We start from the raw sequence: 22799 nt of genomic DNA, 5'->3' as shown, positions 1-22799 counted from the left end.
AAAGCGGCCATCCGTCATTCTGATGGATGGCCGCTTTTGTGTTGTCCGGTTACGCCGAAGCAGCAGCCTGGGCGTGGGTGATTTTCTTGAGGTGCAGGCCCCGGCACGGAATGGAGGCCGACACCAGGTCCTTGCTGTGTTCGTGCTTCGGATCGGCGAAGAACTCGGACGTGCCGGCGACTTCCACCAGGCAGCCCTTGAACAGGACGGCCACCCTGTCGCACATATGCCTGATGACGTCCATGTCATGGGTGATCAGGATCAACGACAGCCCCCTGTCCCGGTGCAGGCGTTGCAGCAGGTTCAGGATGGTCCGCTGGGTCAGCGTATCCAATGCCGAGGTTGCCTCGTCGCAGATCAGCACCTGGGGATCCAGCAGCAGGGCCCGTGCGATGGTGATCCGTTGAAGCTGGCCCCCGGAGCACTGCCCGGGACGCCTGTCCAGAATGGCGGGGTCCAGCCCCACTTCCTCCATGGCGGCATCAAGGCGCCCGGACCTGCCGGCGGGGGTGAGGTCACTGCCCCGCAGGAGCGGAGCTTCAAGGCTGGTGCGGAGCGTCATGCGCGGATCGAAGGCATCGTGCGGTTCCTGGAACACCAGTTGCACAGCCGTGGCGGGTGTCGTCTTCTTGCCGTCCTGGGCAAGGTTCCTGGTGATCCTGCCGCCGTCGATGTCCTCGAGCCCCACAATCGAGCGCGCCAGGGTGCTCTTTCCTGACCCTGACTGGCCCAGGACACCCAGGATCTCCCCCCGCCGCACGTCCAGCGAAACGTTGTCCAGGGCTGCGCGGCGGCGCGCCTTACCGAAACGCTTAACGACCCCGAAACGCTTAACCACACCGTTCAGGTTAAGGACGTTCAGGTTCAGGACGGACCGGCCGGCAGTTGTGGAGCGGCGGATCGTGGCGGGCAGAAGGTTGGAAGCCTCCAGCAGCTGTTGGGTGTAGGCAGCGCGGGGACGGGCGAAGATTTCCCGGGCAGGGCCCTGCTCCACTATGTGCCCGGCGTCCATCACCACCACGCGGTCGGCGAACGCTGCCACCGAGGCAAGGTTGTGCGTGATGTAGAGGATGCCAAGTCCGCGTTCGTCCCGCTCGCGGTCCAGCAGGTCCAGGATCTGGCTCTCCAGCACCTTGTCCAGGGCTGACGTCGGCTCGTCCGCCAGCAGCATGGCCGGCCGCCCGGCCAGGGCAACGGCAGTCATGGCCCGCTGTGCCATTCCGCCGGACAGCTGGTGCGGGTAGGCCCGAAGACCCCAGGACGCGTCCTCGAAGCCCACTTCTTCCAACAGTTCAAGCGCCTTCGCCCGGGCCTGTTTGCCCTGCAGGCCGCCGTGCAGCTTCAACGGCTCCCGGAGGTGGCTGCCAATGGTTTTGTTGGGATTGAACATCCGCTTCGGTTGCTGGAACAGCATGCCCAGGCGTCCGCCGCGGACTGAGTTGAGTTCCGCCTCGGAGGCGGTGGTGAGGTCCAGCGGGCCCAGGCGGATGGAACCGGACTCAATTCTCAGTTGTGGGGGCAGCAGGCGGAGGGCCGACATTGCCGTCATGGTCTTTCCTGACCCTGATCCTCCGACCAGCGCCACGAACTCCCCGGGGGCCACTGAGAGACTGACCCCGGCGAGGATGGGCCGGGATACAGGCGATGCCCCTTTCCCGGTGGCCGGGGCGGTGCTGCTGACATGCAGGTCTTCGATGAACAACTCTTTGGGCATTATCCGCGCGCTCCTACGGGGAGTAGCAGCGGCGCGGCGGCCATGTGCGCGGCGCGCTGCCCGATCAGGGTGACACACAGTGCCACCGTGAAGATCGCCAGGCCGGGCGCGATGATCCCCAACGGCGCCCTGTCAGCGAAGGGCTGCGCGGCGGCCAGCATGGAGCCCCAGTCCGACTGGGGCGGCTGGACGCCGAGGCCCAGGTACGACAACGCGCCGACACTGATGAGCAGCTGGCCGAACCTCAGTGTGGCCAGGCCCAGCATGGGACCGGCCAGGTGCGGAAGGATGTGACGGAAGATGATGAACGACGGCGTGCATCCCACCACGCGCGCCGCCTCCACGAATCCCCGGGCGGACACGTCGTACGCCAGTGTCCGGGCCAGCCTGGCGAAGGGCGTCCAGCCCGTCACGGTGAGGGCCACCAGCAGGGACTGGAAGCCTGTGCCCATCGCGGCGACGATAAAGAGGGCCACCACCATCTCCGGAAGAGCCAGCAGGACGTCATTGGTGCGGGTAAAGAACTCGTCCAGCCAACCCCGGCGGCGGGCGCTGATGACGCCGACTGTTATGCCCAGGACGGCTGTCAGCAGTGTTGCCAGGGCCGCCATCAGCATCGAAAAGCGTCCGCCGTCGAGCAGGCGGCTGAGGGTATCCCTGCCGAGATGATCTGTTCCCAGCCAGTGCCCCGGCTGGGGCTGGGCAAGCCGGGCCACGAGATTCTGTTCGTCAGGCGGAAACGGCGCCAGCCACGGGGCCGCGGCGACAGCCAGCACCAGAAGGCCAAGGATGACGACGGCGGTCCTGTCCACAGGTGTCCAGCTACGCAAACTTGCCTCCTACTTTGGGGCTCAGGAACCGATGGACAAAGTCCGCCAGGGTGGTGATGCCCACCGCGAGGGCAACAACCACAACAACGCCTCCCTGGGCCAGGGGTATGTCACCGTTGACCACGGCGTCGTAGAGGAGCCGGCCCATCCCCGGAACGGCAAAGATCACCTCCACAATGACGGAACCGCCCAACAGGCCGGCAAACCAGACTGCGACGAGCGTTACCAACGGGACAAGCCCGTTGGGCACAACATGCCTGAGCACAGCCTGGGTTTGGGTGAGCCCACGCGCACGGGCGGCCGGAACGTGATCGGCTTCCAGCGCGTCGATCATCCCGGACCGGACGGCCGCCGTGAAGTAGCTGATGGGGCGAAGGGCCAAGGTGGCGGCCGGCAGGACTGCCGACCAGCCGTTGGCCCAGCCTGCTGACGGCAGCACGGACAGCTTCAGGGCGAAGACCAGCACCAGAAGCGGGGCCAGCCAGTATTCGGGCATGGCAATAAACGATTGAGTGACTGTGGTGATCAGCCTGTCGGCCCGGCCCCCTTGCCGGAGTGCTGACGCGATTCCCAACGGGAGGGCGATCAGCGTGGCTGCGGCGAGGGCCATGACAACCAGGCTGACGGTGACGGCGAGGGCCGGCATGACCTGATCGGCCACGGGGGTCCGGCTCACATGGGAGAGGCCCATATCGCCGCTGATAAATGAGCCCAGCCATCGAAAGTACTGGACCGGGAGCGGGTCATCGAGGCCAAGACTCCTGCTGAGGGCCTGAACTGTTGCTTCGTCCACCACGTCTCCGGCTACCCGGGAGCGGATAATCTTGCGGACAGCATCGCCAGGCGTCAGATAGGGAATCAGGAACACGGCGAAGGACGACAGAAGAACGGCGACCGTCAGGGTCGCCGTTCTTCTGGACAGAAAGGCAATCATCTGTGGAGTTTGTCCCTGGCTAGGAGCCGGTCTTCGCGGTCTGGGCGGTCAGGACATACCGTGACAGCGGATCCTGGACGTAGGACTGGACCTTGCTGCCGATGGCGTCGGTTGCCTGTTCGTTGACGAGCCAGATGTTGACGGCCTCGGATTCAAGAATGTTGCCGGCCTGCTCATAGAGCCTGTACCGGTCCTCCGTGCTTTGGGTCTGGGCGGCCTGGCGGATGAAATTATCGTATTCCTCGTTGCAGAAGTGGCTGAGGTTGTACGAACCCTTGCAGGTGTAGTCCGCCGTCAGGAAGCCGATGGGATCCGCGATGTCGATCAGGCGGTTCCGTTGGCTGAGCAGCATGTCGTAGTTGCCGGCGAGTACGTCCGGTTCGGCCGCCGCGTACTCCTTGGTCTGGATGGTCAGCGGGACGCCGATGTTCTTCAGGTTCTCCTGGATCACTGCAGCGACGTCTGCGAACTCGGCACGCTCCACGATGGCGATGATTTCCAGTGGCCTGCCCGCCGTGTATCCGGCTGACGCGAGCAGTTTTTTGGCTTCATCAAGGTCCTGCTTGGGTGACTCGGCTTTTCCGGACGCCCAGGGTTCTGATGGCGCGAAGGGCCCCGACGCCGGAAGCGCCGCACCCTCGTAAACGCTGGCTGCCAGTGCATCGAGGTCAAGCGCTGACCGGAGCGCCTTCCGGAAATCGGCGTTGTTCAGCGGTTCCCGGCCGTTGTTCAGGTAGAGGGTTGCTGTTCGTGGCGAGTCTGCCTTGAGTACGGTGACGTTGGGGGCAGACTCAAGCGCAGAGAGGCTCGAGACCGGGATGGAGAGGGAAATATCGGCCTCGCCTGTCTGGACCTGGGCCGCGCGGGTTGCTCCGTTCGTGACGAACCGGACCTCGGCACCGGCGAGCTGGACTTTGCCTCCCCAATAGTTTTCGTTGCGATCCAAAGTCAACGACTGCTTGGGTTTTTCCGACACAGGGGTGAAGGGACCGGTGCAGTGGCCAAACGGGTCCACTACAGCGTCTTTGTAGGCTGCCGGCGCGAGGATGCCGGTGTTGACGCTGGCCAGCCGGTACGGCACCAGAGGGCTCTCGGTGGCGGTGGTGATTCGGACGGTGCTGGCATCGGTCGCCGTGACTGCGCTGACCGTGGTCTTGTTGAAAGCCCTGGCCGGCACCTGGGCGTTAAGGACATGCTGAAGCGAGGCAACAACGGCCTCGGCCGTGAGGTCCGTGCCGTCCTGGAACTTCACTCCGCTGCGGATGGTGAAATCCCATTCCAGTGGTGAGGCCTGCTTCCATTCTGTGGCCAGGAAAGGAACCACCTTGCCTTGCTCGTGATCGTACTTTGTCAGGGTCTCAAGGCAGCCTGAAAGCGACAGGATGTAGGCGGCATCAGACTCCGGTGCCCAGTTCGCCACCGGTGCCCGGAAGTTGTTCACCACAATCCGCTGATTCAGATCCACGGGGCTGGCGGCCTGGCTGCCCTGGCCACTCATTCCACAGCCGCTGAGGACAAGCAGGGCTGCCAGGCCCAGGGCTGCTTTGGACCAAGGGAGTACACGCAAAAGAAACCGCCTAGAAGAACACCCGGCTGCAAAGAGGGGCGGGAAGGGAAACAGGAACGGTTTAGGTTAGCCTTACCTCTACTTAAAAGGAAAGTCGGGCATACCGGGTGCGTCGTAACAATGAACGTTCCGAAGGTCGCGAACGGCGTGCCGCGCCAAGGATCAGGCAGGCGCCGTGGGCACGTGCAGCGTCTCCTGGAAGTTCTCGTCGTACTTTTCTTCCCGTGCCTCGTCGCTGGGGAAGCCCCCGGGAAGTGACCCTTCGGCAAGGCCTATCATCACCAGCCGGTGCAGGGACGGCTGGCCGTCCGCCGATGCCTGGACGGCGAAAAGGGCGGAATTCTGCGTTTTCGAGTTTGCCATCTGATCCAGCCCGGCAGCGCCTGCCGCCCCCAGCAGGACAACCGCCAGAGCGGCGAGTACAGGCACGATGCTCGTTCGCCAAATCCTCATGAATCGATCCTGCTCCCCCACCATGTGAACAGGGGTTGAAAAGCATAGGCAAAGGCTGTGGTCTTCTAAACTCAAGATCCTTAGCTTTAGAATGGATGCCCGGCAAGCTTCTGGACCTGCGGAGCATGTGAGATGGATTGGCAAGGTTGGGCCGTTTTCGGTCTGTTGGCCACCAGCGCCCTGACCGTGGTGATGATTGCCGCGCAAATGGCTGGCTGGACGCGTCTTGACCTGCCGCTTGTCCTGGGCACTGTCCTCACTCCGGACCCGGACAGGGCGCGGATCGCGGGCTTTTTCATTCACTTGGCGGCCGGTCAGGTATTCGCCTTGGGGTACGCGGCAACCTTCGCCCTCCTGGGACAGGCAACGTGGTGGATTGGGGCGCTGCTCGGGCTGCTTCACGTGGCAGTTGCCCTGACGGTGATCCTGCCCCTCTTACCCGGTGTCCATCCCCGGATGGCGTCCACCCGTGCGGGGCCGTCCAACCGGGCTGTGCTGGAGCCCCCCGGCCTGCTGGGCCTGAATTACGGAATCCAGACACCAGCCGTCGCCGTCGTTGCCCACGTGATTTACGGCGCCGTCCTGGGACTGCTGCTGGGGGCGTCATGAGGGCCGGGCCCGTCAACACTGCGCCGGAGCCTGCCGGCAGCCGCGCTTCCCGGCGGGCTGAGCGCCAGGTTGGACGGCAGGTGCGGCCACGGCGCGAACTTCCCATCGCGGACTACGGTCTGCTGGGCGACACGCGGACCGCCGCACTGGTGTCCATCGAAGGCGGAGTGGATTGGTTTTGTGCCCCCACATTCGACGGCGAGCCTGTCTTCGGTGCGCTCCTGGGAGGCACCGAAGCCGGCACCTTCCTGATGGGACCGGCCGTGCCTTCCAGGCCTGCCAGCCGCCGTTACCTTCCCGGAACCGCCACCCTTGAAACAGCGTGGGCCTCGGATCACGGAACGCTTGTCCTCACCGAAGCCATGGTGGCAGAGGTGGCAGGCCAGTTGCTGCCGACGACAGTGCTGGTCCGGCGCCTGACGGCGGAAGGGGCGCCGGTGGCAGCATCGGTCTGCTTTGACCCCCGGCTCGGTGAACGCCACCGCCGCCCGCGCGTCCGCCATGGCGGGAACCTGGTGTGCGAATGGGGCCCCCTGGCCCTTTCCCTCGGCTGCAGTCCCGCACTGCAGCTGGAGCCGGGCAGGCCGGAAGCTGTCACTGTCGTCCCCGGCCAACCTGTGACCCTGGTCCTGGCTGTGGCGTACGGCGAACCGCTTATCCACGTTGATCCGGCGGCCGCGTGGGAGCTGGTGGAGGCTGATTCCGCCCGCTGGCGGACATGGACTGAAGAGGTGGACACGAGGATTCCGTTCCGCGAACCCGTCCTCCGCAGCCTGCTGACCCTGCGGCTTCTCACCTACTCCCCCTCGGGCGCGCCCGTGGCGGCACCCACCACCTCACTGCCCGAGGACATGGGCGGTATCCGCAACTGGGACTACAGATATGCATGGCCGCGGGACGCGAGCATCGGCGTCGGGTCTTTCCTGGCCGCAGGAAAATCGGCCGAAGCGCTCAACTTCCTCGGTTGGCTCCTGCATGCCAGCAGGCTGGAACGGCCCAGGCTGCCAGCCATCCTCAGCCTGTCCGGCAGGCACGTGCCACGGGAACGCACGCTGCAAGGCTGGCCGGGGTATGCCGGGAGTGCCCCCGTCCGTACCGGCAATGGCGCCGCCAACCAGCACCAGCTGGACGGCTACGGTTGGGTACTGGATGCCGCCTGGGTGCTGGTGAAGGGTGGACATCCGCTGTTTTCGGAGACGTGGCGGGCCATGCGCGGCTTCACTGATCTTGTAGCTGGCCGCTGGCAGGATCCGGACGCGGGAATATGGGAGATCCGGGGGGATGAAGCGCAGCATGTCCACTCAAAAATGATGGGCTGGCTGACGCTGGACAGGGCGCTGCGCATCGCAGAGACCCACCGCCTGCGTCGACGGCAAAGACGCCGCTGGCACGAGGCAAGGGAGTGCTTGTCCGAAGAGATCAGGGCCAAGGGCTTTGACACCGGGAAAAATTCCTACACACGCACCTACGGGTCCCCGGACCTGGACGCGGCCTTGCTCGTGCTGCCGCTTTTGGGCCTGGACGAACCGGGATCAGCCCGGATCAAAGGTACGGTGGACGCCATTGGGCGTGAACTGTCCGCCGGATATCCACTCCTTTACCGGTACCCGCCGGGCCAGGATGGGCTGCCCGGGACCGAGGGCGCCTTTCTGCCCTGTTCCTTCTGGCTGGTCCAGGCCCTCGCCCATACCGGCCGCCATGGCGAAGCCACGCAACTCTTTGAAGCCCTCCTTGGGAAGGCTAATGAGCTGGGCCTCTACAGCGAAGAAATCGATCCGGCCAGCGGCATGTTGCTGGGGAACTTTCCCCAGGCCCTGACGCACGCGGCGCTGGTCCAGGCAGCCCTGGCCCTCCGCGATACCGGGCCCGGGGAAAGTGCCCCTAAGCCATCACCCTAAGGAGCCGGCGTGACCACCATGGCAGAGCCGCCGCCACGCCTTTCCGGCTCGGCGGCGGCAACCATCCGGTTTCCCGGTCCAAACTCGATGGCGGTGGCAGCTCCGATTTCGGGCAGCGAGGTGAACGAGTCCCCTGCTTTGGTGAACACATGGCCGAGAGGCTCAAGTTCGGACGCATAGGCATCGATGAACTCCTGCTCGGCGCTGATATTGGCCGTGTTGCGCTGGGCTGCGCGCGGTGCGGCCAGCGCCTCGGAGATGGTCATCCCCAGGTCCACCCGGTTCAGGATGGTCTGCAGGACGGTGGTGATAATGGTGGATCCGCCCGGCGAGCCAAGCGCAAGGAACGGTTCACCCTCCTTCAGGATGATGGTGGGGGACATAGAGGAGCGTGGCCGCTTCCCCGGCTCGATCCTGTTGGGATCGGCGGGGTCGTACACGGTGGAGAAATCGGTCAGCTCGTTGTTGAGGATGAACCCCCGGCCGGGCACCACAATCCCGGACCCGCCGGTCTGCTCAATGGTCAGGGTGTACTCCACCACGTTGCCCCATTTGTCGGCGACTGTCAGGTTCGTCGTCGAGATGTTTTCGGTGTCCTTTTCGTCGGCGAGCGGGGCCACGGAAGCCGGGCATGCGCCGTCGTAGTTGGTTACGTCCCCGGCCGGTACCGGCTTGGGAACTGCCGCCTGCGCCGGGTTGATCTGGCAGGCCCGTTCCTTGCCGAACAGCGGGTCCGTCAGCGCGGCGGTGGGCACGTTCACAAACGCCGGATCCCCCACGTACTTGGCCCGGTCGGCGAAGGCAAGCGCACTTGCCTCAAGATAGTGGTGCAGTGCCCCGGAGGCTGGCATGTCGGCCAGGTTGAACGGCTCCAGGATGTTCAGGGCCTCACCCACTGTGGTTCCGCCGCTGCTCGAGGGCGCCATGCCGTAAACGTCATAACCGCGGTACTCCACGTGGGTGGGATCCTGGTCCAAGGCCTTGTACGCAGCCAGGTCAGCCGCCGTCATGTGCCCCACAGGGACTGGCAGCTCAGTGTCGGGCGACTTCGGGGGCGCCTGGACAGTGGCGGCGATCTCCTCTGCGAGGGGGCCCGTATAGAAGCCGTCAGTTCCCTGCTTCGCGAGGGTCCGGTACGTTTCGGCAAGGTCATGGTTCTGGAAGATACTGCCGACGGCGGGTGCGTCGCCACCCGGGAGGAAAAGGCTGCTGGTTGACGTGAACGCCTCGAAGCGGACCTTATTCTCCAAGGTCTGCTGGCGGAACGTTTCGTCCACCACAAAACCCCGGTTTGCTACCTTGATGGCCGGCTTTAGGGCCTCGCCGAGGCTTAACGTGCCCCAACGCTCCAGTGCCCGCTCCCAGGTGGCGGGTGTGCCGGGGACGCCTACGGAGACGCCGCTCGTCACCAGCTCTGGAGTGAAGGGATACGGTTTTCCGGTGGCCGGATTGATGAACGCATCATGGGACATAGCTGCCGGTGCCGTTTCGCGGCCGTCGATGGTGCCCACCTTGCCGGTTTTGGCATCGTAGAAGACGAAGTAGCCGCCACCGCCGATCCCAGCGCTGTACGGCTCGGTTACGCCAAGGGTTGCTGCTGCTGCCACGGCCGCGTCAGCCGCGTTGCCCCCCTTGCGCAGGACTTCGATTGCGGCGGCAGATGCCTCCGGGTCTACCGTACTCACCGCCCCGCCGTACCCGGTGGCGGTGGCCGATTTTTCGGTTTCGCGGGGATCGGCGAACGCAGGACTTGCGACAGCCCCGGTGGTTGCGGTCATGGCCAAGACTGCGGTGGCGGCAGCGAGTCGGCGTCTCACATGTGGCATGGTCTCTCCCAAAGTCAGAGTGCTGCGAGTGTGGTGTGGGCCACACTACTTGGGCGCGCTGCGACACTCAAAGCCGGAGGGCAGTACCGTGTCTCCTGGCCGTAGATTCCCTGCTGTGGTGCCTGCTGTAATGACCGCCTGGGTGCCTGCCTTTCTTCAAGGGCAGGTCCGGTACGGTGGGAACCAGCCAACTGAGGGGACAGCTGATGGACTACACGTACGATGTTCTGGTCATCGGCGGCGGGCCCGCTGGCATGGCGGCAGCGGAACGGGCTGCCGAACTGGGCGCCAGGACAGCTGTGGTGGAACGTGCGGCGCTCGGAGGGACATGCCTGAACTCCGGCTGCGTTCCCACGCGGGTGCTGGCCAAGACGGCAAGGCTGTACCGCGAGGTGAGGACCGCGTTTGACTACGGGATCGTGGTCCAGGAACCGGCGGTGGATTGGGAAAAAACGGTCACCCGAGTCCGTGAGACAGTGCAGCGCGTGCTTGCGGCCAAGCAATACGACGCCATGATGGAACGCCTCGGCATCCACCTCATCCCAGGACGGGCGCTCTTTACGGACCAGCACACTGTCAGCGTCGATGGGCAGGAGTTCACTGCAGCCTCCATCATTCTCTGTGTTGGCGGAGCCGCCAGGCGGCTCCCGGTCGCAGGAGCCGGGCACGCCATCCTTCCCGACGAGTTGCTGACCCTCAAGGAACTCCCGCGGAGGATGGCCATCATAGGGGGCGGTCACACCGGGGCGCAGCTGGCCACCATCTTCAACGCGCTGGGATCCGAGGTGCTGCTCCTGGATGTGGCGCCCCGCCTGCTGCTGACCGAGGACCATGACGTTGCCGCCTATGTAGGGCAAAGCTTCGCCGCCAAGGGGATCCGGGTTGAGACCGGAATTTCCGGCATCGAAGAGATCGCCAGGAACCAGGACGGGGATCTCGGAATCTCCTGGACAAAGAACGGCGGACGCTCCGCCGTCGATGTCGACGCCGTGGTGATGGCCGCCGGCTGGCCCGCCAACATCCCGGGCCTGGGCCTCGAGGCCGCGGGGGTGGCGACGGCGGGATCCTTCATTCCCGTGGACGGGTACCTGCGTACCAACGTGCCGCACATTTTTGTCGCCGGGGACGCGAACGGCACCAGCATGCTGGTGCAGGCTGCGGTGTTTGAGGGCGAAACGGCGGCGGGCAACGCGGTGCTGGGCGCCCACCGGACCACACCCCACCACCTGCTGCCGGAAGGCGGATTTACCGACCCCGACTACGCCGGGGTGGGGCTCACCGAGGAACGGGCGCGGGAACGCGACCCCGAATGCCTCTCGGTGACCGTCCCCTACGGCACGGTAGAGCGTCCCATTATCGATGACCGGGAAGCGGGCTTCCTCAAACTTGTCACTGACCGGCACCAGGAACTGATCCTGGGCGCCCATGCAGTGGGGGAAAACGCCGTCGAGGTGGTGCAGGCCGTGGCCTCAGCCATGGCGGCAGGTACAGACCTTGCCACCTTGGCGAGGGTCAAGTTCGCCTACCCCACGTACAGCGCCATCATTGGCCAGGCAGCCCGTGCGGCCACACGCACCGCCTGACTGGTTCACCGCCGAAAGGGGCACTGCCTCTGTCGGGGCTGTGTCAGCCCTGGGGCCCACGGATGGCGTCCGCCACGCTTTCCAGATGGAGCCTCATTGCCTCGGCCGCCCCTTCGGAATCGTGCCGGCAGACGGCGTCGATGATGGCCAGGTGTTGTGGAAGGGAAACAGCCGGCCGGCCTGGCTGCCGCGCAAGCCGGAACTGAAACCGCACGGCCTGGCCACGCAGCCGCTGAATTGTTGAGGCGGCGGTCTCCTGGCCGCTTACGGCAATGATCTTGGCGTGAAGCCGCTGGTTGCAGTCGGAGTACGATTCCCGGTCGCCCCGCGCCACAGCGTCCTCCATGTGCCTTGCAAGCTCCCGCAACTCCTCAGATTCAAGATCAGAGATTCGCTGCGCGGCTTTCCGGGCACACAGTGCTTCCAGGGCGCCGCGGACCTCGGTGATCTCAACGGCTTCCTCCACCGAGACTGCCCGGACCCGGGCGCCGCGGTTCTGCACCCGCTCCACCAGGCCCTCAACGCTCAGTTCCGACAGCGCCACACGGATGTTTCCGCGGCTGGCACCGTACTCGGCGGCAAGATCGGCTTCGACCAGCCGCTGCTTGGGTACCAGTTCACCGGTGATGATCGCCTGGCGAAGGACGCTGACAAGCTCGGACGCCGAAAGGCCTGTCCGCGTGGTCTCATCAATAATCGTCATACTCTCCCCGCTGGATTGCTTTCGGCACGTTTCCCTTTATTGTAAACAATTTCGTCAGAACGTCCCCGCCATCGCGCTGCCGATCTCGGAAATGTCGGCGGGCCTTCGATACTGACGGATTTCCATACCGGCCATCCATATGCTCCGAGTAGAGTGACATCGCTGAATCCGTTAGAAGCACGCGGAGAGGGTTTGAGGAGGCCTGGATGCAATCACTCCCCCGCATCACCGTGGAGGTGCCGGTGCTCAGCGTGGGCTCCGGGCTTTCTGACTACGAGCAACTGGGCAGCTACGTCCACGGTTTGCGCAGGCCGCAGGGGCTGCACCTGACCCTGCTGCACATCGGCATCCTCGAGGACTTCTCCCGGGACGTCGCTGAGTGGACCAACGGCATCACCAGCCCCGACGCTGTGATCAGCAGGACCGTTGGCTGGCTGCGGTCCCTGCCAGTGCTGGAAGGCTTTTCCGGGCGGGCGGAAAGACTGATCCTGCTCGGAGGGGGAAGCATCTCCGGACTGGAAGTGGACGTGCCGGAACGGGTCCATGATTACCAGGCGTCCCTCCTGCAGGGCCTGCGCGAACTTCTCGACGGGCTGCTGGTGGACCACGTGGACGACTTTATCCTCAGCTCCAGGGCGCTCGGCTTCAGGCACCCCCGCTGGACCCCGCATGTAGCGGTGGGGCGCCCCCAGACCAAAGATCGCGGACCATGGCCGATTCCCCCGCTGACCGTCCAGTGCGGCGAATCACGGATCAGGAACGCTCGATTCCTGCCCGCCGTCGCCTAGGCCCCGCGCCTGGTTTTGGTGCAGCAGGCTTTGGAGCGCTTAGTCTCCACGCGCCTTCCGGGTGGCGGTTTCATTGGCCTTTTGCAGCGCCTGGACCAGTTCGTCCTTATTCATCCTCGAGCGGCCGTTGATGTGCAGTTCCTGCGCACGCTTGTAGAGGTGTTCCTTTGACGCGTTCGCATCCACGCCGCCGGCGGTGGGTGCCGATGAATCAAGTCCGCCCTCGGCCCGCTTGTCTGAAGGGCCGCGCTTCTCTTTCGGCTCCCAGTGGTCGCCCACCTTCTCATAGCTGTGCTTCAGCGAGGCGAAGGCGGCACGGGCAGCCCTGCTCTCGTCGTTGTCGTAGGTGTCAAGGGCGGAATCGTAGGTTTTGGCAAACGTGTCCTGGGCCTTCTGCTCAGAGCGCTGCAGGGTCGAGGGAAGCTCTTCCTTGCGGGCGTGGTTGTTTTTGCCGGTCTTGGGCATGGCACTCACACTCCTTGGGGGCCGCTGCGCATCATCGCCGCCTCGAATCAGTTGGCTGGCGGGGAAGGCAGCTTCGCTGTCAAGACATCAACTGTCCATACAACAACTCTAGGCCGCTCCTTCCAGCTTCAGGGGCAGTCTGCCGGCTTCGTCCCAAGGTCCAGGGCGGCAGGCGCGGCGGAGGCGTCTGATCCACACCCTGCGCAGCAGGCTTCATCCTCGCACGGTTCGTCCCGGCCAGCTTTGCCGCCGGCTGCAGACGGGATGGGGCAGCAAGCTTCTCCCCGCCAAGCATTGATGCCTTCCCGGACGGCGATGCCGGCAATGACCAAAGCGGCGCCGGCATCTGCCCACCACCAGCCCAGGGTGCTGTTGAGAACCAGGCCAGCCAGCAGGACGGCTGAGAGGTAGGTGCAGAGCAGGGTCTGCTTGGAGTCGGCCACCGCTGTCCTGGATCCGAGCTCCCGCCCCGCACGGCGCTGGGCCCATGACAGGACAGGCATGATGGCCAGGCTCAGGGCAGCAATGACAATGCCCGGAGTGGAGTGCTGTGCCTCTCCGGCGCCGGTAAGTGACCGAATGGCGTCAATGCTCACGAATGCGGCAAGGGCGAAGAAGGAGATGGCAATGATCCGCAACGTCAGGTGCTCACGCCGTTCCGGATCCTTGGCAGAGAACTGCCAGGACAGTGCCACAGCGGAAGCCACCTCGACTATCGAATCCAGGCCGAAGCCGATCAACGCCGAAGAGTCTGCGACGCCGCCGGCCCAGAGCGCCACAACCGCTTCGATGGCGTTGTACGTGATTGTCGCGGCCGCGAACAGCCTGATCCTCCGGCTCAGTACGGCGCGGCGATCAGGACGTGATGCATAGGGTGTCCGCCGATCAGGTTCCACCTAGCCAAAGTACAGGCCGAGATGTATTCATGCATCCTGTGTTGTATCCGGGCCCTGTCCCGCCGCCTCCCGGCCCCCGGCTGAACCTGTCTCTCGCCATCGGGGCGGATTCGTGTTGAGATGTTGCTCAGTCCACAGCGCCGGCCGCTTTAACGGGGAGCCATCATGAAGGAATCGAAAAGGCGGATCGTTGCCGCTGGTGCCGCGGGGAACGCAGGCAACCGGGGGCGACGGCGTTGACCGCCATGGAGGGAAAGGTTGCCCTCGTTACGGGCGCAACAGGCGGCCTCGGGCGGGCGATCGCCACGGCCCTGGCGCGCGAAGGCGCGGCTGTCGTCGTCGTCGGACGCTCCACCGCGCGGGCAGAACAAGCGGTCCGTGACATCAGCGCTGTGGTGCCCAACGCAACCTTGGAGCCGCTTGCCTGCGACCTCTCACTCCAGGCATCCATCCGGTCCGCAGCGGACGAGTTCCTTTCCCGCCACGACAGACTCCACGTGCTGGTCAACGCCGCGGGCGTGTTCCGCAAGGAACGCCAGGTTACCCCGGAAGGGCTTGAGGTCACCTTCGCTACCAATGTGATGGGCTACTTCCTGCTGACCACCCTGCTCCTGGAAGCGCTCAAGAAAGCGGCAGCCCCCGCAGGCCAGGTCCCCGGGGACACCAACCGGCCAGGCAACACCTCCAACACTTCACGGATCGTCAACATCGCCTCCAGGTATTCGGGTGGGCCATCCGGCACAAAAATCGACTTCGACGACCTCCAGACCGCCAAGGGCAAATACAGTTTCATGCGCGCCACACCTCCCACAATGCTCGCGAGGATTCTCTTCACCCAGGAACTGGCGGAGCGCCTGAGGGGGACGGGAGTGGTGGCGAACGCCGCGCATCCCGGCCTCGTCAAGGACACCACCCTGCTGCAGGACGTCGGCGGCCCGTTCCGCTGGCTCACCAACACTTTCGGCGCGTCCGCGGAAAAGGCGGCTGACACTCCCGTGTGGCTCGCCACCTCACCCGAGGCGGCGGCCGTCTCAGGCAAACTCTGGGCGAAACGCAAGGAGCTGCCTACTCCTGGCATGGGGTCAGATCCAGTGGCCCGGAAGCGTCTCTGGGAGGAATGCTCCCGCCTGTCCGGCCTCACCTGAACAGGACTCCAATCCGGTAGGAAAGCGGCGCCGCGGAAAATTGAAGCGTCTGGCATGAGCCCAGCCATCGGCGTAGATTCAACTACACGCACGGTTTGTGATGTTTTTCAAAGGAGCCTGGGATGGCCGGATGGAATGCAGACAACGCCGCAGGATCCACCGGCCAGGGCGCGGTAACCCTTGTCGCAGGATCGTCCTTCTGCATCTCCCTTCCCAACGGTGACATCTTCCCGCACCATCCGCACGGCGTTTTCTACCGGGATACCAGGATCTTGTCGCGCTGGGCGATCACGGTAAACGGCCAGCCGCTGGAGCCGCTGGGTGCGTGGACCCCTTCCCCGTACCAGGGCACCTATATCGGGAGGGCAGCCCGCTCCGACGGCCGGGCCGACAGCCCCCTGACGGTCCAGCGGAAGCGTGAGCTGGGTGCCGGCATCGTGGAGGACATCACTGTCAGCAACTATTCCCTCCAGCCTGCGCCCTGTGAGATTGCGCTGTCACTGGAAGCGGATTTCGCCGACCTGTTCGAGGTTAAGGACGGCCGGTTCCACCGCGTCTGGGAACAGAGCAGGCGCTTTAAGTCCGGTTCGGTGACGATCGAGGCGGCCTGGCAGGAGACACGCAAGGGCATCGTTGTCCGCATGCGCGATGCCGAAGCCAGCGCTGAAGGCTTCGTGGTGGGGATGACCATCCCGCCGCATGGAAAGTGGACAGTGCGGGCCACCGTTCTGCCGCTGACAGCAGAAACTGAAGTGGACGCCGGCCTGCCGACGGTCGCCCTCTCTGCCGCCATGATCTCGGCGCAGGAGCGGCTTCAGCGGACCTGGGAGGCACGAATCCCGCTTCCCCGAGTGGGCAATCCGTCCATCGAGCGGAGCCTGCTGCGCAGCCATGACGACATCGGCGCACTGCGCATCGTTGACCCCGACCATCCTGACCGGATGGTCGTCGCGGCAGGGGCCCCGTGGTTTATGGCCCTGTTCGGGCGGGACTCGCTGTTGTCCTCCTTTATGGTCCTTCCGGTGGACGCAACGCTGGCCCTGGGAACGCTGCAAACCCTGGCGGACCGCCAAGGTGCCAAAGTGGATCCGCTGACCGAAGAGCAACCGGGACGGATCCTGCACGAGGTGCGGCTCGACGTCGGGACCGGCCTTGCGCTGGGCGGCAGATCCGCCTATTACGGCACCGCCGACGCCACTCCCCTGTTCGTGACCCTCTTGGGCGAAGCGAGCCACTGGGGGCTTGCCGCCGGGGACATCGCCGCCCTGGTGCCGCATGCCGACCGCGCCTTGGACTGGATCCGTGATTACGGCGACCGTGACGGCGATGGGTTTGTCGAGTATGAGCGCCTGAACGAGCACGGCCTCATCAACCAGGGCTGGAAGGACTCCTGGGACGGGATCAATTTTGCCGACGGCCGCATTGCCGAGGCGCCCATCGCCCTGTGCGAGGTACAGGGCTACGTCTACAGTGCGTACATCGCCCGGGCGTGGATGGCCTACGACGCCGGTGACCTGGCGCTCGCAGCCGACCTCCGGAACCGGGCAGAGCGGCTGAAGAAGCAGTTTAACGAACAGTTCTGGCTGCCGGAGCAGGGGTATTTCGCCATCGCACTGGACGGGGACAAACGGCCGGTTGATGCCTGTGCCTCCAACATGGGCCACTGCCTCTGGTCCGGCATCGTGGATGAGGACAAGGCGCGCCTGGTTGTCCGCCGGCTGATGTCCCCGGAGATGTTCAGTGGCTGGGGCATCCGGACCCTGGCAACAGACATGGGTGCCTACAACCCGGTCAGCTACCACAACGGATCCGTGTGGCCGCATGACAACGCGCTCATCGTGGCGGGTTTCATGCGCTATGGCTTCGTCAAGGAGGCGCAGCAGCTCTCCTCGGCCCTCATGAAGGCAGCCGAATACACGGATAACCGGCTCCCCGAACTGTTCTGCGGATTCAGCCGGTCCGAGTGTCCGGAACCTCTGCCCTATCCCACCGCCTGTTCCCCGCAGGCGTGGGCGTCGGCCACCCCGGTGATGATTATGCGCAGCCTGCTGCGCTATGAGGCGCACGTCTCCCGGGGCGCGCTGTGGATGGATCCCGTGCTGCCAAAGTCCTGGGGAAGTCTGCACACCACCAACCTGCCCGTGGGCGGGGCACGGGTGACCATCGATGTGTCCGGATCACGCGTCGCAGTAGAGGGGTTGCCGGAGGGGATGATGTTCCGCAGGGGAACAAGGCCTCCGCTGGCAGCCCTGCTGGATGCCCCTGACCAACGCGTCTAGGCGCGTGGCTTCCTGACTTGGGGCCTCCGTCAGGACGCCTTGTCGGAGGAGACGCCCAGCTCCTGGGAAATGGTGCGTGCGGTCTGCAGCAGCTCCGCTGTCACCCTGTCCATTTCCGCCTTGTCCACGTCTTCGGCCGGGAAGACCACGGTGATGGCCAGCGGAAGCGAGTCAACGGACGAGAAGACGGGAGCCGCCACCGAAGAAACCCCGGGGATAATGCCTCCGGACGTGACCGCATATCCCGCCTGCAGGACTTCCCGGCGCTTTCGGCTGACATCGGCATCGGAGTACGCTTCAGCGCTCAGGCGTGCACGGTCGGCAGCCAACACCGCCGCTGACATGGATTCCGGCAGGTAGGCAAGAAAGATCAGGCCACCGGACGAAGTCAGCATGGGCAGCTTGGCCCCTACCCGGACGTTGAACGGCAGGACATGGGAGCCATAGTCCCATCTGACCACCACCGGCCCGTCCTCGCCCCAGACAGAAAGATTGACCGAGTGCCCGCAGGCGTCGCGGAGCCTCATGGCGTAATCCGAGGCCACCGATACTTCATTGGTCCGGCGCAGCGACTCGGCGCCAAGGCGGCGCATCGCGGCGCCAAAATCGTACCTCCCGGTCTTGGGCGACTGTGAGGCAAGTCCGGAGCGGACCAGGCTGACGAGGTAGCGGTGGGCTTTGTTGGGCTGGAAGCCGCTCCGCTCGGCAATTTCGGACAGCGGCATGGGCCCACCCCCGTCTTCCAGTGCCTTGAGTATGCGCATCGCCAACTCAACAGACTGGATGCCTTGCCGTTCGGCGGCTGACTCCTGGTCCGATTCGCTCAAAACCGCTCACTCCCCTGTGTCTGTTTCCGGCGCCTGGTCATTTCCCGGATCTGAAAAGCAGAAATGGACGCACCCCGGCCGGCCTGAAGGCAGGGACGGGGTGCGGCCAGTGTACTTGTTACGTGTGGACTTGGCCGAGCTACGCCTTGGGAGCGGGCACCTTGAGGGCGGGCAATTCCTGGGCAGGCAGTTCAGGAGCAGGGACTGCTGCAGCCTTAACCTTCACCTGGGGAACAAGGACCGACGCGAAAGCCCCGATCACTGCCGGGATGGCGAAGGCGTAGAAGTTCCACTCCACTGACAATCCTGAGGTCATGACCCAGGCACCCAGGGACGGGCCCACAATGGCACCCATCCGGCCAAAGGACAGGGCCCAGGCCAGTCCGCTGCCACGGATATCATCCGGGTAGCGGGTCAGGATGAATCCGTTGACCAGAATCTGGGACCCGATGAAGCCCACGCCGCTGAGGAACATAAAGATGAACAGGACCACGACGTTGGGATTCAGGCTCATAACCAGGAGGCTGACAGCCCCGGTGAGGAACGCGACAACCACCACGGGCTTCGCGCCGATCGCATCGGCGATGCGTCCGCCGATGATGACGCCCACGGCCACGCCGATCCACATGGCGGCCGTCTGGAGCAGGGCCGATCCCAGGGAATAGCCGCTGGCCTGCATCATGGTGGGAAGCCAGGCTGTGATGCCGAAGACCAGGAGCAGTCCGCAGAAGGTCATCATCCAAAAGAGCAGCGTGGCCACGCCCACGCCGGGGGAAAACAGCGGGCCAATGCCGGCGAGGTGCCGCTTTCCTGCCAAGGCGAGCACCGGCGTCGGGAGCCCCATGGCCTCGCTCATGCGGTGCGCCTGTGCTGTTTGGCCGATCCGGAGGAGGTGGACCGGCGGCACGGGCAGCAGTTTCCAGGCGAAGGGCAGGATGACCAGGACCGGCAGCACACCAATGATGTACAGCCACCGGAAAGAGGTGGCCGGAAGCAGCGCCGCGCCGAGCAGGGGCGCTGCCAAACCGCCGGCCGCGTACCCGGCCATCACGATGCCGGTGTTCCGGTTACGGTGCTGCGGGACGGAGAGGTCCGCCACGTAGGCCAGCAGGGTGGGCAGGACGATGCCAAGTCCCAGGCCCACGAGGGCCCGGCCCGCCCCGAAAAGAACAACGTTCTGCGCGACTGCCGAGATCAACATGCCGGCTGAGAAGACGAGGCAACTGGCCAGGATCAGCCGCAGTGCGCCAATCCGACGCATCAGGGCACCGGCGAGGCCCGCGCCTATCAGCATGCCGGCGCCGACGACTGAACCCAGCGCGCCGGCCGACGCCTTGTCTACGTTCAGCGACGTGTCACCCAGCAGAGCGGGGACGGAAACGCCGTACACGGCAAGATCGTAGCCTTCCAGCGCGGCGATAACGAAGGCGATGGCGAGCAGGGTCCGTTCGGTGATGGTGCGGAGATTCCCTTGGACGTCACTCTTATTGGTTGTTGACATGGTTCAGACTCCTACTGATGTGGCCGTGCTGCTCACCGTTGAGCAGGCTTTGCGGTAATCGCGGATCAGGGTTTGGTACCCGCTGGTGATACTGGCGGCCCCGAAGACATAGAAATCGGGGCGGACAAGGACGGCGGCGCAGGCGTTGTCCCTGAACCACCCCAGGTAGGTGCCGTTGGTATCGGCAAAGGATCCGCTGACGTCCCCTGTGTCCGGGTCAATAACGACGACGTCTCCCGGGCTGCCGTCGAGGACGTCAGCGCCAGGCGCGATGTTCTTTGAATACCACTGGGCATCACAGAGCAGCCGGAATCCGTAGCCGAAGATTTCGTCGAAGCGGCCGGCGGCAGTGTTGGTCCGGACCTCATCCTGGATGAACAGCCGCCCGTTGGCGGGATGCCCGGTTGTTGCCAGGAACCCCGGTCCCAGCCCCGGAAAGCGAAGTTTTTCCGGCTTCATATTGTTCCGGCGGTTCTCCAGGAACTGGACGTCGCGCTGCCGGGCTTTCTCAGGATCACGCATGGTCTGGACCTTGCCGAGCTCGATACCCTTGTGGACAACCGCCGCAACATGGGGCTCGCGCTCGGTCTGGTAGCTGTCAAGGACAGTCTCCTCGGCCCTGCCCGTGAGTACAAGGTCCAGTTTGAACGCCAGATTTTGGGCGTCCCGGATCCCGGAACACATCCCCTGGCCGAGGAACGGCGGCATCTGATGTGCAGCGTCTCCTGCCAGCAGAATCCTCCCCTGCCGCCAGGATGCGGCGATCAGGGAACGGAAGGTGTACGTGGCCACCCGGATGAGCTCCGCCTGGTCCGGTGCAAGGTAATTGGCCACGCGCGCCCACACTCTTTGCGGATCACGCTCCACCAGGAAAGCCTCTTCGGAGTCCAGCATGAAGCTGAACCGGTGGTGGGACGGCCCCAGCGAAATGATCGATTGGGGCTGGCGGGGATCGCAGACCTGCCGTGCATGGGGAAGGTCCACGTCACCGGTGAGCCGGAAATCACACACCAGCCAGGGCTCGGAAAAGCCGAAGTCTTCCATCCCGGATCCAAGCCAGCCGCGCGTGAAGCCGTTGCCGCCGTCGCACGCCACAACGTAGCCGGCCACCACTGCGCCGCCGGGTCCCTTCACCGCCACACCGTCGGCCGTTTCGGCGTACCCGTCAACGGGCGAGTTGAACCGTACTGTCACATTCGGCATGGAGCGGCACAGCCGGTCAAGCGCCTCCTCCAGCTCGGGCTGGTACATCATGTACCACTCTGCCCAGCCCGAGGCGCCCTTCAGCGCGAACTCATGCTCGATCAGAAGTTCACCGGCGGCGTTGCGCCATTCGTAATTGCGCTGGGCGTTGACCTTGGGAAGCAGCGCGTCAGCGATGCCAAGCCGGGCGAAGGTGCGCATGGTCTCGTCGTCGAAGATCGCAGCGCGGGGCAGGTTATACAGGCCGGCGTATCTCTCCAGCACCACCACTGTGTGGCCTGCCTGGCCCAGCAGCGCTGCCATGGCCATCCCTACAGGGCCGTACCCCACAACGGCAACATCAAATTTCTCCATCGTCATCCCTCAAGTCCTTGGATCGGACCACTGCTGTGATCCTTGACACACTCACAGGTTAGGATTCATTATTAGTGAAGTCAATGCATATAAGTGAATTGATTGTCAGTGGACAAAGGAGCTCGTTTTGAAGAAGATCGCCCTCGAAGAACACTTCGTCACCCCCGACCTCGTCGGCTACGGGAACAGCACCAGTTCCATTGCCCAGCCCCATGCCTGGGCGGATGCCTCCCGGCGCCTCCTGGACTTCACGGAGGAGCGCCTCCCGGAGATGGACCTGCACGGCATCGACATGGAAGTCCTGTCCCTGAACTCCCCCGGCATCCAGGCCGAGAGGGACCCGGCCACGGCGGTAGCCAAAACCAAAACAGTGAACGATTTCCTTGCCGGAGTCATGGCTGAACGCCCTACCCGCTTCTCCGGCTTCGCCGCCCTCCCGCTGCAGGATCCACAGGCAGCGGCACAAGAGCTGGAACGAGCTGTCAAGGACCTCGGCATGAAAGGGGCGCTGGTCAACGCCCACACCAACGGCATGTACCTTGACGACCCCCGGCTGCGTATCGTCTGGGAGATGGCCGAAGGGCTGGACGTTCCCCTGTATCTGCACCCGGCCAATGGTGTGGACACCGCCGACGTGCTCAGCGGCCATCCGGAGCTGGTAGGACCCATGTGGAGCTGGGGCATTGATACGTCCACCCATGCCCTGCGGCTGATTTTTGGCGGGGTCTTTGACGATTTCCCCAACGCCAAGCTCCTGCTGGGGCATATGGGCGAGGGGCTGCCCTACGTCCTCTGGCGCCTTGATTCCCGCTGGGACTTCCACAACCACCATGGCATCGAGCTCGCCAAGGGCAAACCGTCGCAATACCTTCGGGACAACCTCTACATCACCACCAGCGGTGTGTGTTCGCCGGCTCCGCTGCTGTGCGCCATGCTCGCGATCGGTGCGGACCACATCCTCTTCGGAACGGACTACCCGTTCGAAACCATCGAAGACGCCGCGAAGTTCCTGGACAACGCGCCGATCAGCGAATCCGACCGGGAGAAGATCAGTTTCCGCAACGCCGAGAAGCTGCTGCGCCTGGGTGACTCTGCCACTGCTGCACCCGGTCTGGTGGCGGCGGCCAGATAGTGCCCTGGCCGGCAGCCTTCAGGAGACGATGAGAGCAGGAGTAAGCAGGAAATGGCTGCGACACCGAAAATGACAGTGATTCCGAAATGACA

At 64.6% G+C, this 22799-nt stretch carries 19 protein-coding genes; 7 read left to right on the top strand and 12 right to left on the bottom strand.

Going from position 1 to position 22799, the window contains the following annotated elements:
• Positions 1-49: 49 nt before the first annotated feature.
• The 5 genes from F8G81_RS12455 to F8G81_RS12435 all read right to left on the bottom strand — a co-directional run bounded on the left by F8G81_RS12455 (position 50) and on the right by F8G81_RS12435 (position 5498).
• Complete coding sequence (locus F8G81_RS12455) at positions 50-1714, bottom strand: ATP-binding cassette domain-containing protein (protein ID WP_267275054.1); 1665 nt, start codon at positions 1712-1714, stop codon at positions 50-52.
• On the bottom strand, positions 1714-2544 hold the full coding sequence (locus F8G81_RS12450; RefSeq protein WP_267275053.1) for an ABC transporter permease: 831 nt from the start codon (positions 2542-2544) through the stop codon (positions 1714-1716). The genes F8G81_RS12455 and F8G81_RS12450 overlap by 1 nt, the downstream gene beginning before the upstream one ends.
• Positions 2537-3478 (bottom strand): ABC transporter permease, encoded by a 942-nt coding sequence (locus F8G81_RS12445; RefSeq protein WP_267275052.1) that lies wholly within the window; start codon positions 3476-3478, stop codon positions 2537-2539. Before F8G81_RS12445 ends, F8G81_RS12450 begins: the two co-directional genes overlap by 8 nt.
• A 19-nt stretch (positions 3479-3497) precedes the next feature.
• Positions 3498-4976, bottom strand: a complete 1479-nt coding sequence (locus F8G81_RS12440) for an ABC transporter substrate-binding protein (protein WP_267279200.1) — start codon at positions 4974-4976, stop codon at positions 3498-3500.
• Between the two features lie 231 nt (positions 4977-5207).
• Complete coding sequence (locus tag F8G81_RS12435) at positions 5208-5498, bottom strand: hypothetical protein (RefSeq protein WP_267275051.1); 291 nt, start codon at positions 5496-5498, stop codon at positions 5208-5210.
• Positions 5499-5630: 132 nt separating this feature from the next.
• Between F8G81_RS12435 and F8G81_RS12430 the strand changes: the two genes are divergently transcribed.
• Together F8G81_RS12430 and F8G81_RS12425 are read left to right on the top strand one after the other, a co-directional pair.
• Positions 5631-6107, top strand: a complete 477-nt coding sequence (locus tag F8G81_RS12430; RefSeq protein WP_267275050.1) for a hypothetical protein — start codon at positions 5631-5633, stop codon at positions 6105-6107.
• On the top strand, positions 6104-8005 hold the full coding sequence (locus F8G81_RS12425; RefSeq protein WP_267275049.1) for a glycoside hydrolase family 15 protein: 1902 nt from the start codon (positions 6104-6106) through the stop codon (positions 8003-8005). The genes F8G81_RS12430 and F8G81_RS12425 overlap by 4 nt, the downstream gene beginning before the upstream one ends.
• Here the strand turns inward: F8G81_RS12425 and ggt are convergent.
• Entirely contained in the window at positions 8002-9831 is a 1830-nt protein-coding gene (gene ggt / locus F8G81_RS12420) for a gamma-glutamyltransferase (RefSeq protein ID WP_267275048.1), read from the bottom strand. The genes F8G81_RS12425 and ggt overlap by 4 nt on opposite strands.
• A gap of 206 nt (positions 9832-10037) precedes the next feature.
• Here ggt and F8G81_RS12415 point away from each other — a divergent pair, with 206 nt between their 5' ends.
• Positions 10038-11414: a dihydrolipoyl dehydrogenase family protein gene (locus F8G81_RS12415; RefSeq protein ID WP_267275047.1), complete on the top strand. Its 1377-nt coding sequence runs from the start codon at positions 10038-10040 to the stop codon at positions 11412-11414.
• A gap of 43 nt (positions 11415-11457) precedes the next feature.
• On the opposite strand, the gene F8G81_RS12410 is transcribed toward F8G81_RS12415, so the two are convergent.
• Positions 11458-12117 carry a GntR family transcriptional regulator gene (locus tag F8G81_RS12410; RefSeq protein ID WP_267275046.1) on the bottom strand — a complete coding sequence of 220 codons (660 nt, stop codon included), beginning with the start codon at positions 12115-12117 and terminating at the stop codon, positions 11458-11460.
• Between the two features lie 206 nt (positions 12118-12323).
• Between F8G81_RS12410 and F8G81_RS12405 the strand changes: the two genes are divergently transcribed.
• The gene (locus F8G81_RS12405; RefSeq protein ID WP_267275045.1) at positions 12324-12905 is read left to right on the top strand and encodes a hypothetical protein; all 582 of its coding nucleotides are present in this window, start codon (positions 12324-12326) and stop codon (positions 12903-12905) included.
• A gap of 39 nt (positions 12906-12944) precedes the next feature.
• Here F8G81_RS12405 and F8G81_RS12400 read toward each other — a convergent pair whose 3' ends face one another.
• Both F8G81_RS12400 and F8G81_RS12395 read right to left on the bottom strand, forming a co-directional pair.
• Positions 12945-13370: a ChaB family protein gene (locus F8G81_RS12400; protein WP_267275044.1), complete on the bottom strand. Its 426-nt coding sequence runs from the start codon at positions 13368-13370 to the stop codon at positions 12945-12947.
• A 128-nt stretch (positions 13371-13498) separates the two neighbouring features.
• Positions 13499-14266 (bottom strand): cation diffusion facilitator family transporter, encoded by a 768-nt coding sequence (locus F8G81_RS12395; protein WP_267275043.1) that lies wholly within the window; start codon positions 14264-14266, stop codon positions 13499-13501.
• 245 nt (positions 14267-14511) lie between these two features.
• On the opposite strand from F8G81_RS12395, the gene F8G81_RS12390 reads away from it, so the two are divergent.
• Positions 14512-15411: an SDR family NAD(P)-dependent oxidoreductase gene (locus tag F8G81_RS12390; protein ID WP_267279199.1), complete on the top strand. Its 900-nt coding sequence runs from the start codon at positions 14512-14514 to the stop codon at positions 15409-15411.
• A 122-nt stretch (positions 15412-15533) separates the two neighbouring features.
• Positions 15534-17690: a glycogen debranching N-terminal domain-containing protein gene (locus F8G81_RS12385; protein ID WP_267275042.1), complete on the top strand. Its 2157-nt coding sequence runs from the start codon at positions 15534-15536 to the stop codon at positions 17688-17690.
• Positions 17691-17719: 29 nt separating this feature from the next.
• Here F8G81_RS12385 and F8G81_RS12380 read toward each other — a convergent pair whose 3' ends face one another.
• From F8G81_RS12380 to F8G81_RS12370, 3 genes are all read right to left on the bottom strand, one after another.
• Positions 17720-18517 (bottom strand): IclR family transcriptional regulator, encoded by a 798-nt coding sequence (locus tag F8G81_RS12380; RefSeq protein ID WP_267275041.1) that lies wholly within the window; start codon positions 18515-18517, stop codon positions 17720-17722.
• A 139-nt stretch (positions 18518-18656) separates the two neighbouring features.
• The gene (locus F8G81_RS12375; protein ID WP_267275040.1) at positions 18657-20018 is read right to left on the bottom strand and encodes an MFS transporter; all 1362 of its coding nucleotides are present in this window, start codon (positions 20016-20018) and stop codon (positions 18657-18659) included.
• 3 nt (positions 20019-20021) lie between these two features.
• Positions 20022-21581, bottom strand: a complete 1560-nt coding sequence (locus F8G81_RS12370; RefSeq protein ID WP_267275039.1) for a bifunctional 3-(3-hydroxy-phenyl)propionate/3-hydroxycinnamic acid hydroxylase — start codon at positions 21579-21581, stop codon at positions 20022-20024.
• A 121-nt stretch (positions 21582-21702) separates the two neighbouring features.
• On the opposite strand from F8G81_RS12370, the gene F8G81_RS12365 reads away from it, so the two are divergent.
• Positions 21703-22707 carry an amidohydrolase family protein gene (locus tag F8G81_RS12365; protein WP_267275038.1) on the top strand — a complete coding sequence of 335 codons (1005 nt, stop codon included), beginning with the start codon at positions 21703-21705 and terminating at the stop codon, positions 22705-22707.
• Positions 22708-22799: the final 92 nt, after the last annotated feature.

It is taken from the genome of Arthrobacter sp. CDRTa11, assembly GCF_026427775.1.
GTDB lineage: Bacteria > Actinomycetota > Actinomycetes > Actinomycetales > Micrococcaceae > Arthrobacter.
This window is presented reverse-complemented; position numbering and strand designations above follow the sequence as displayed.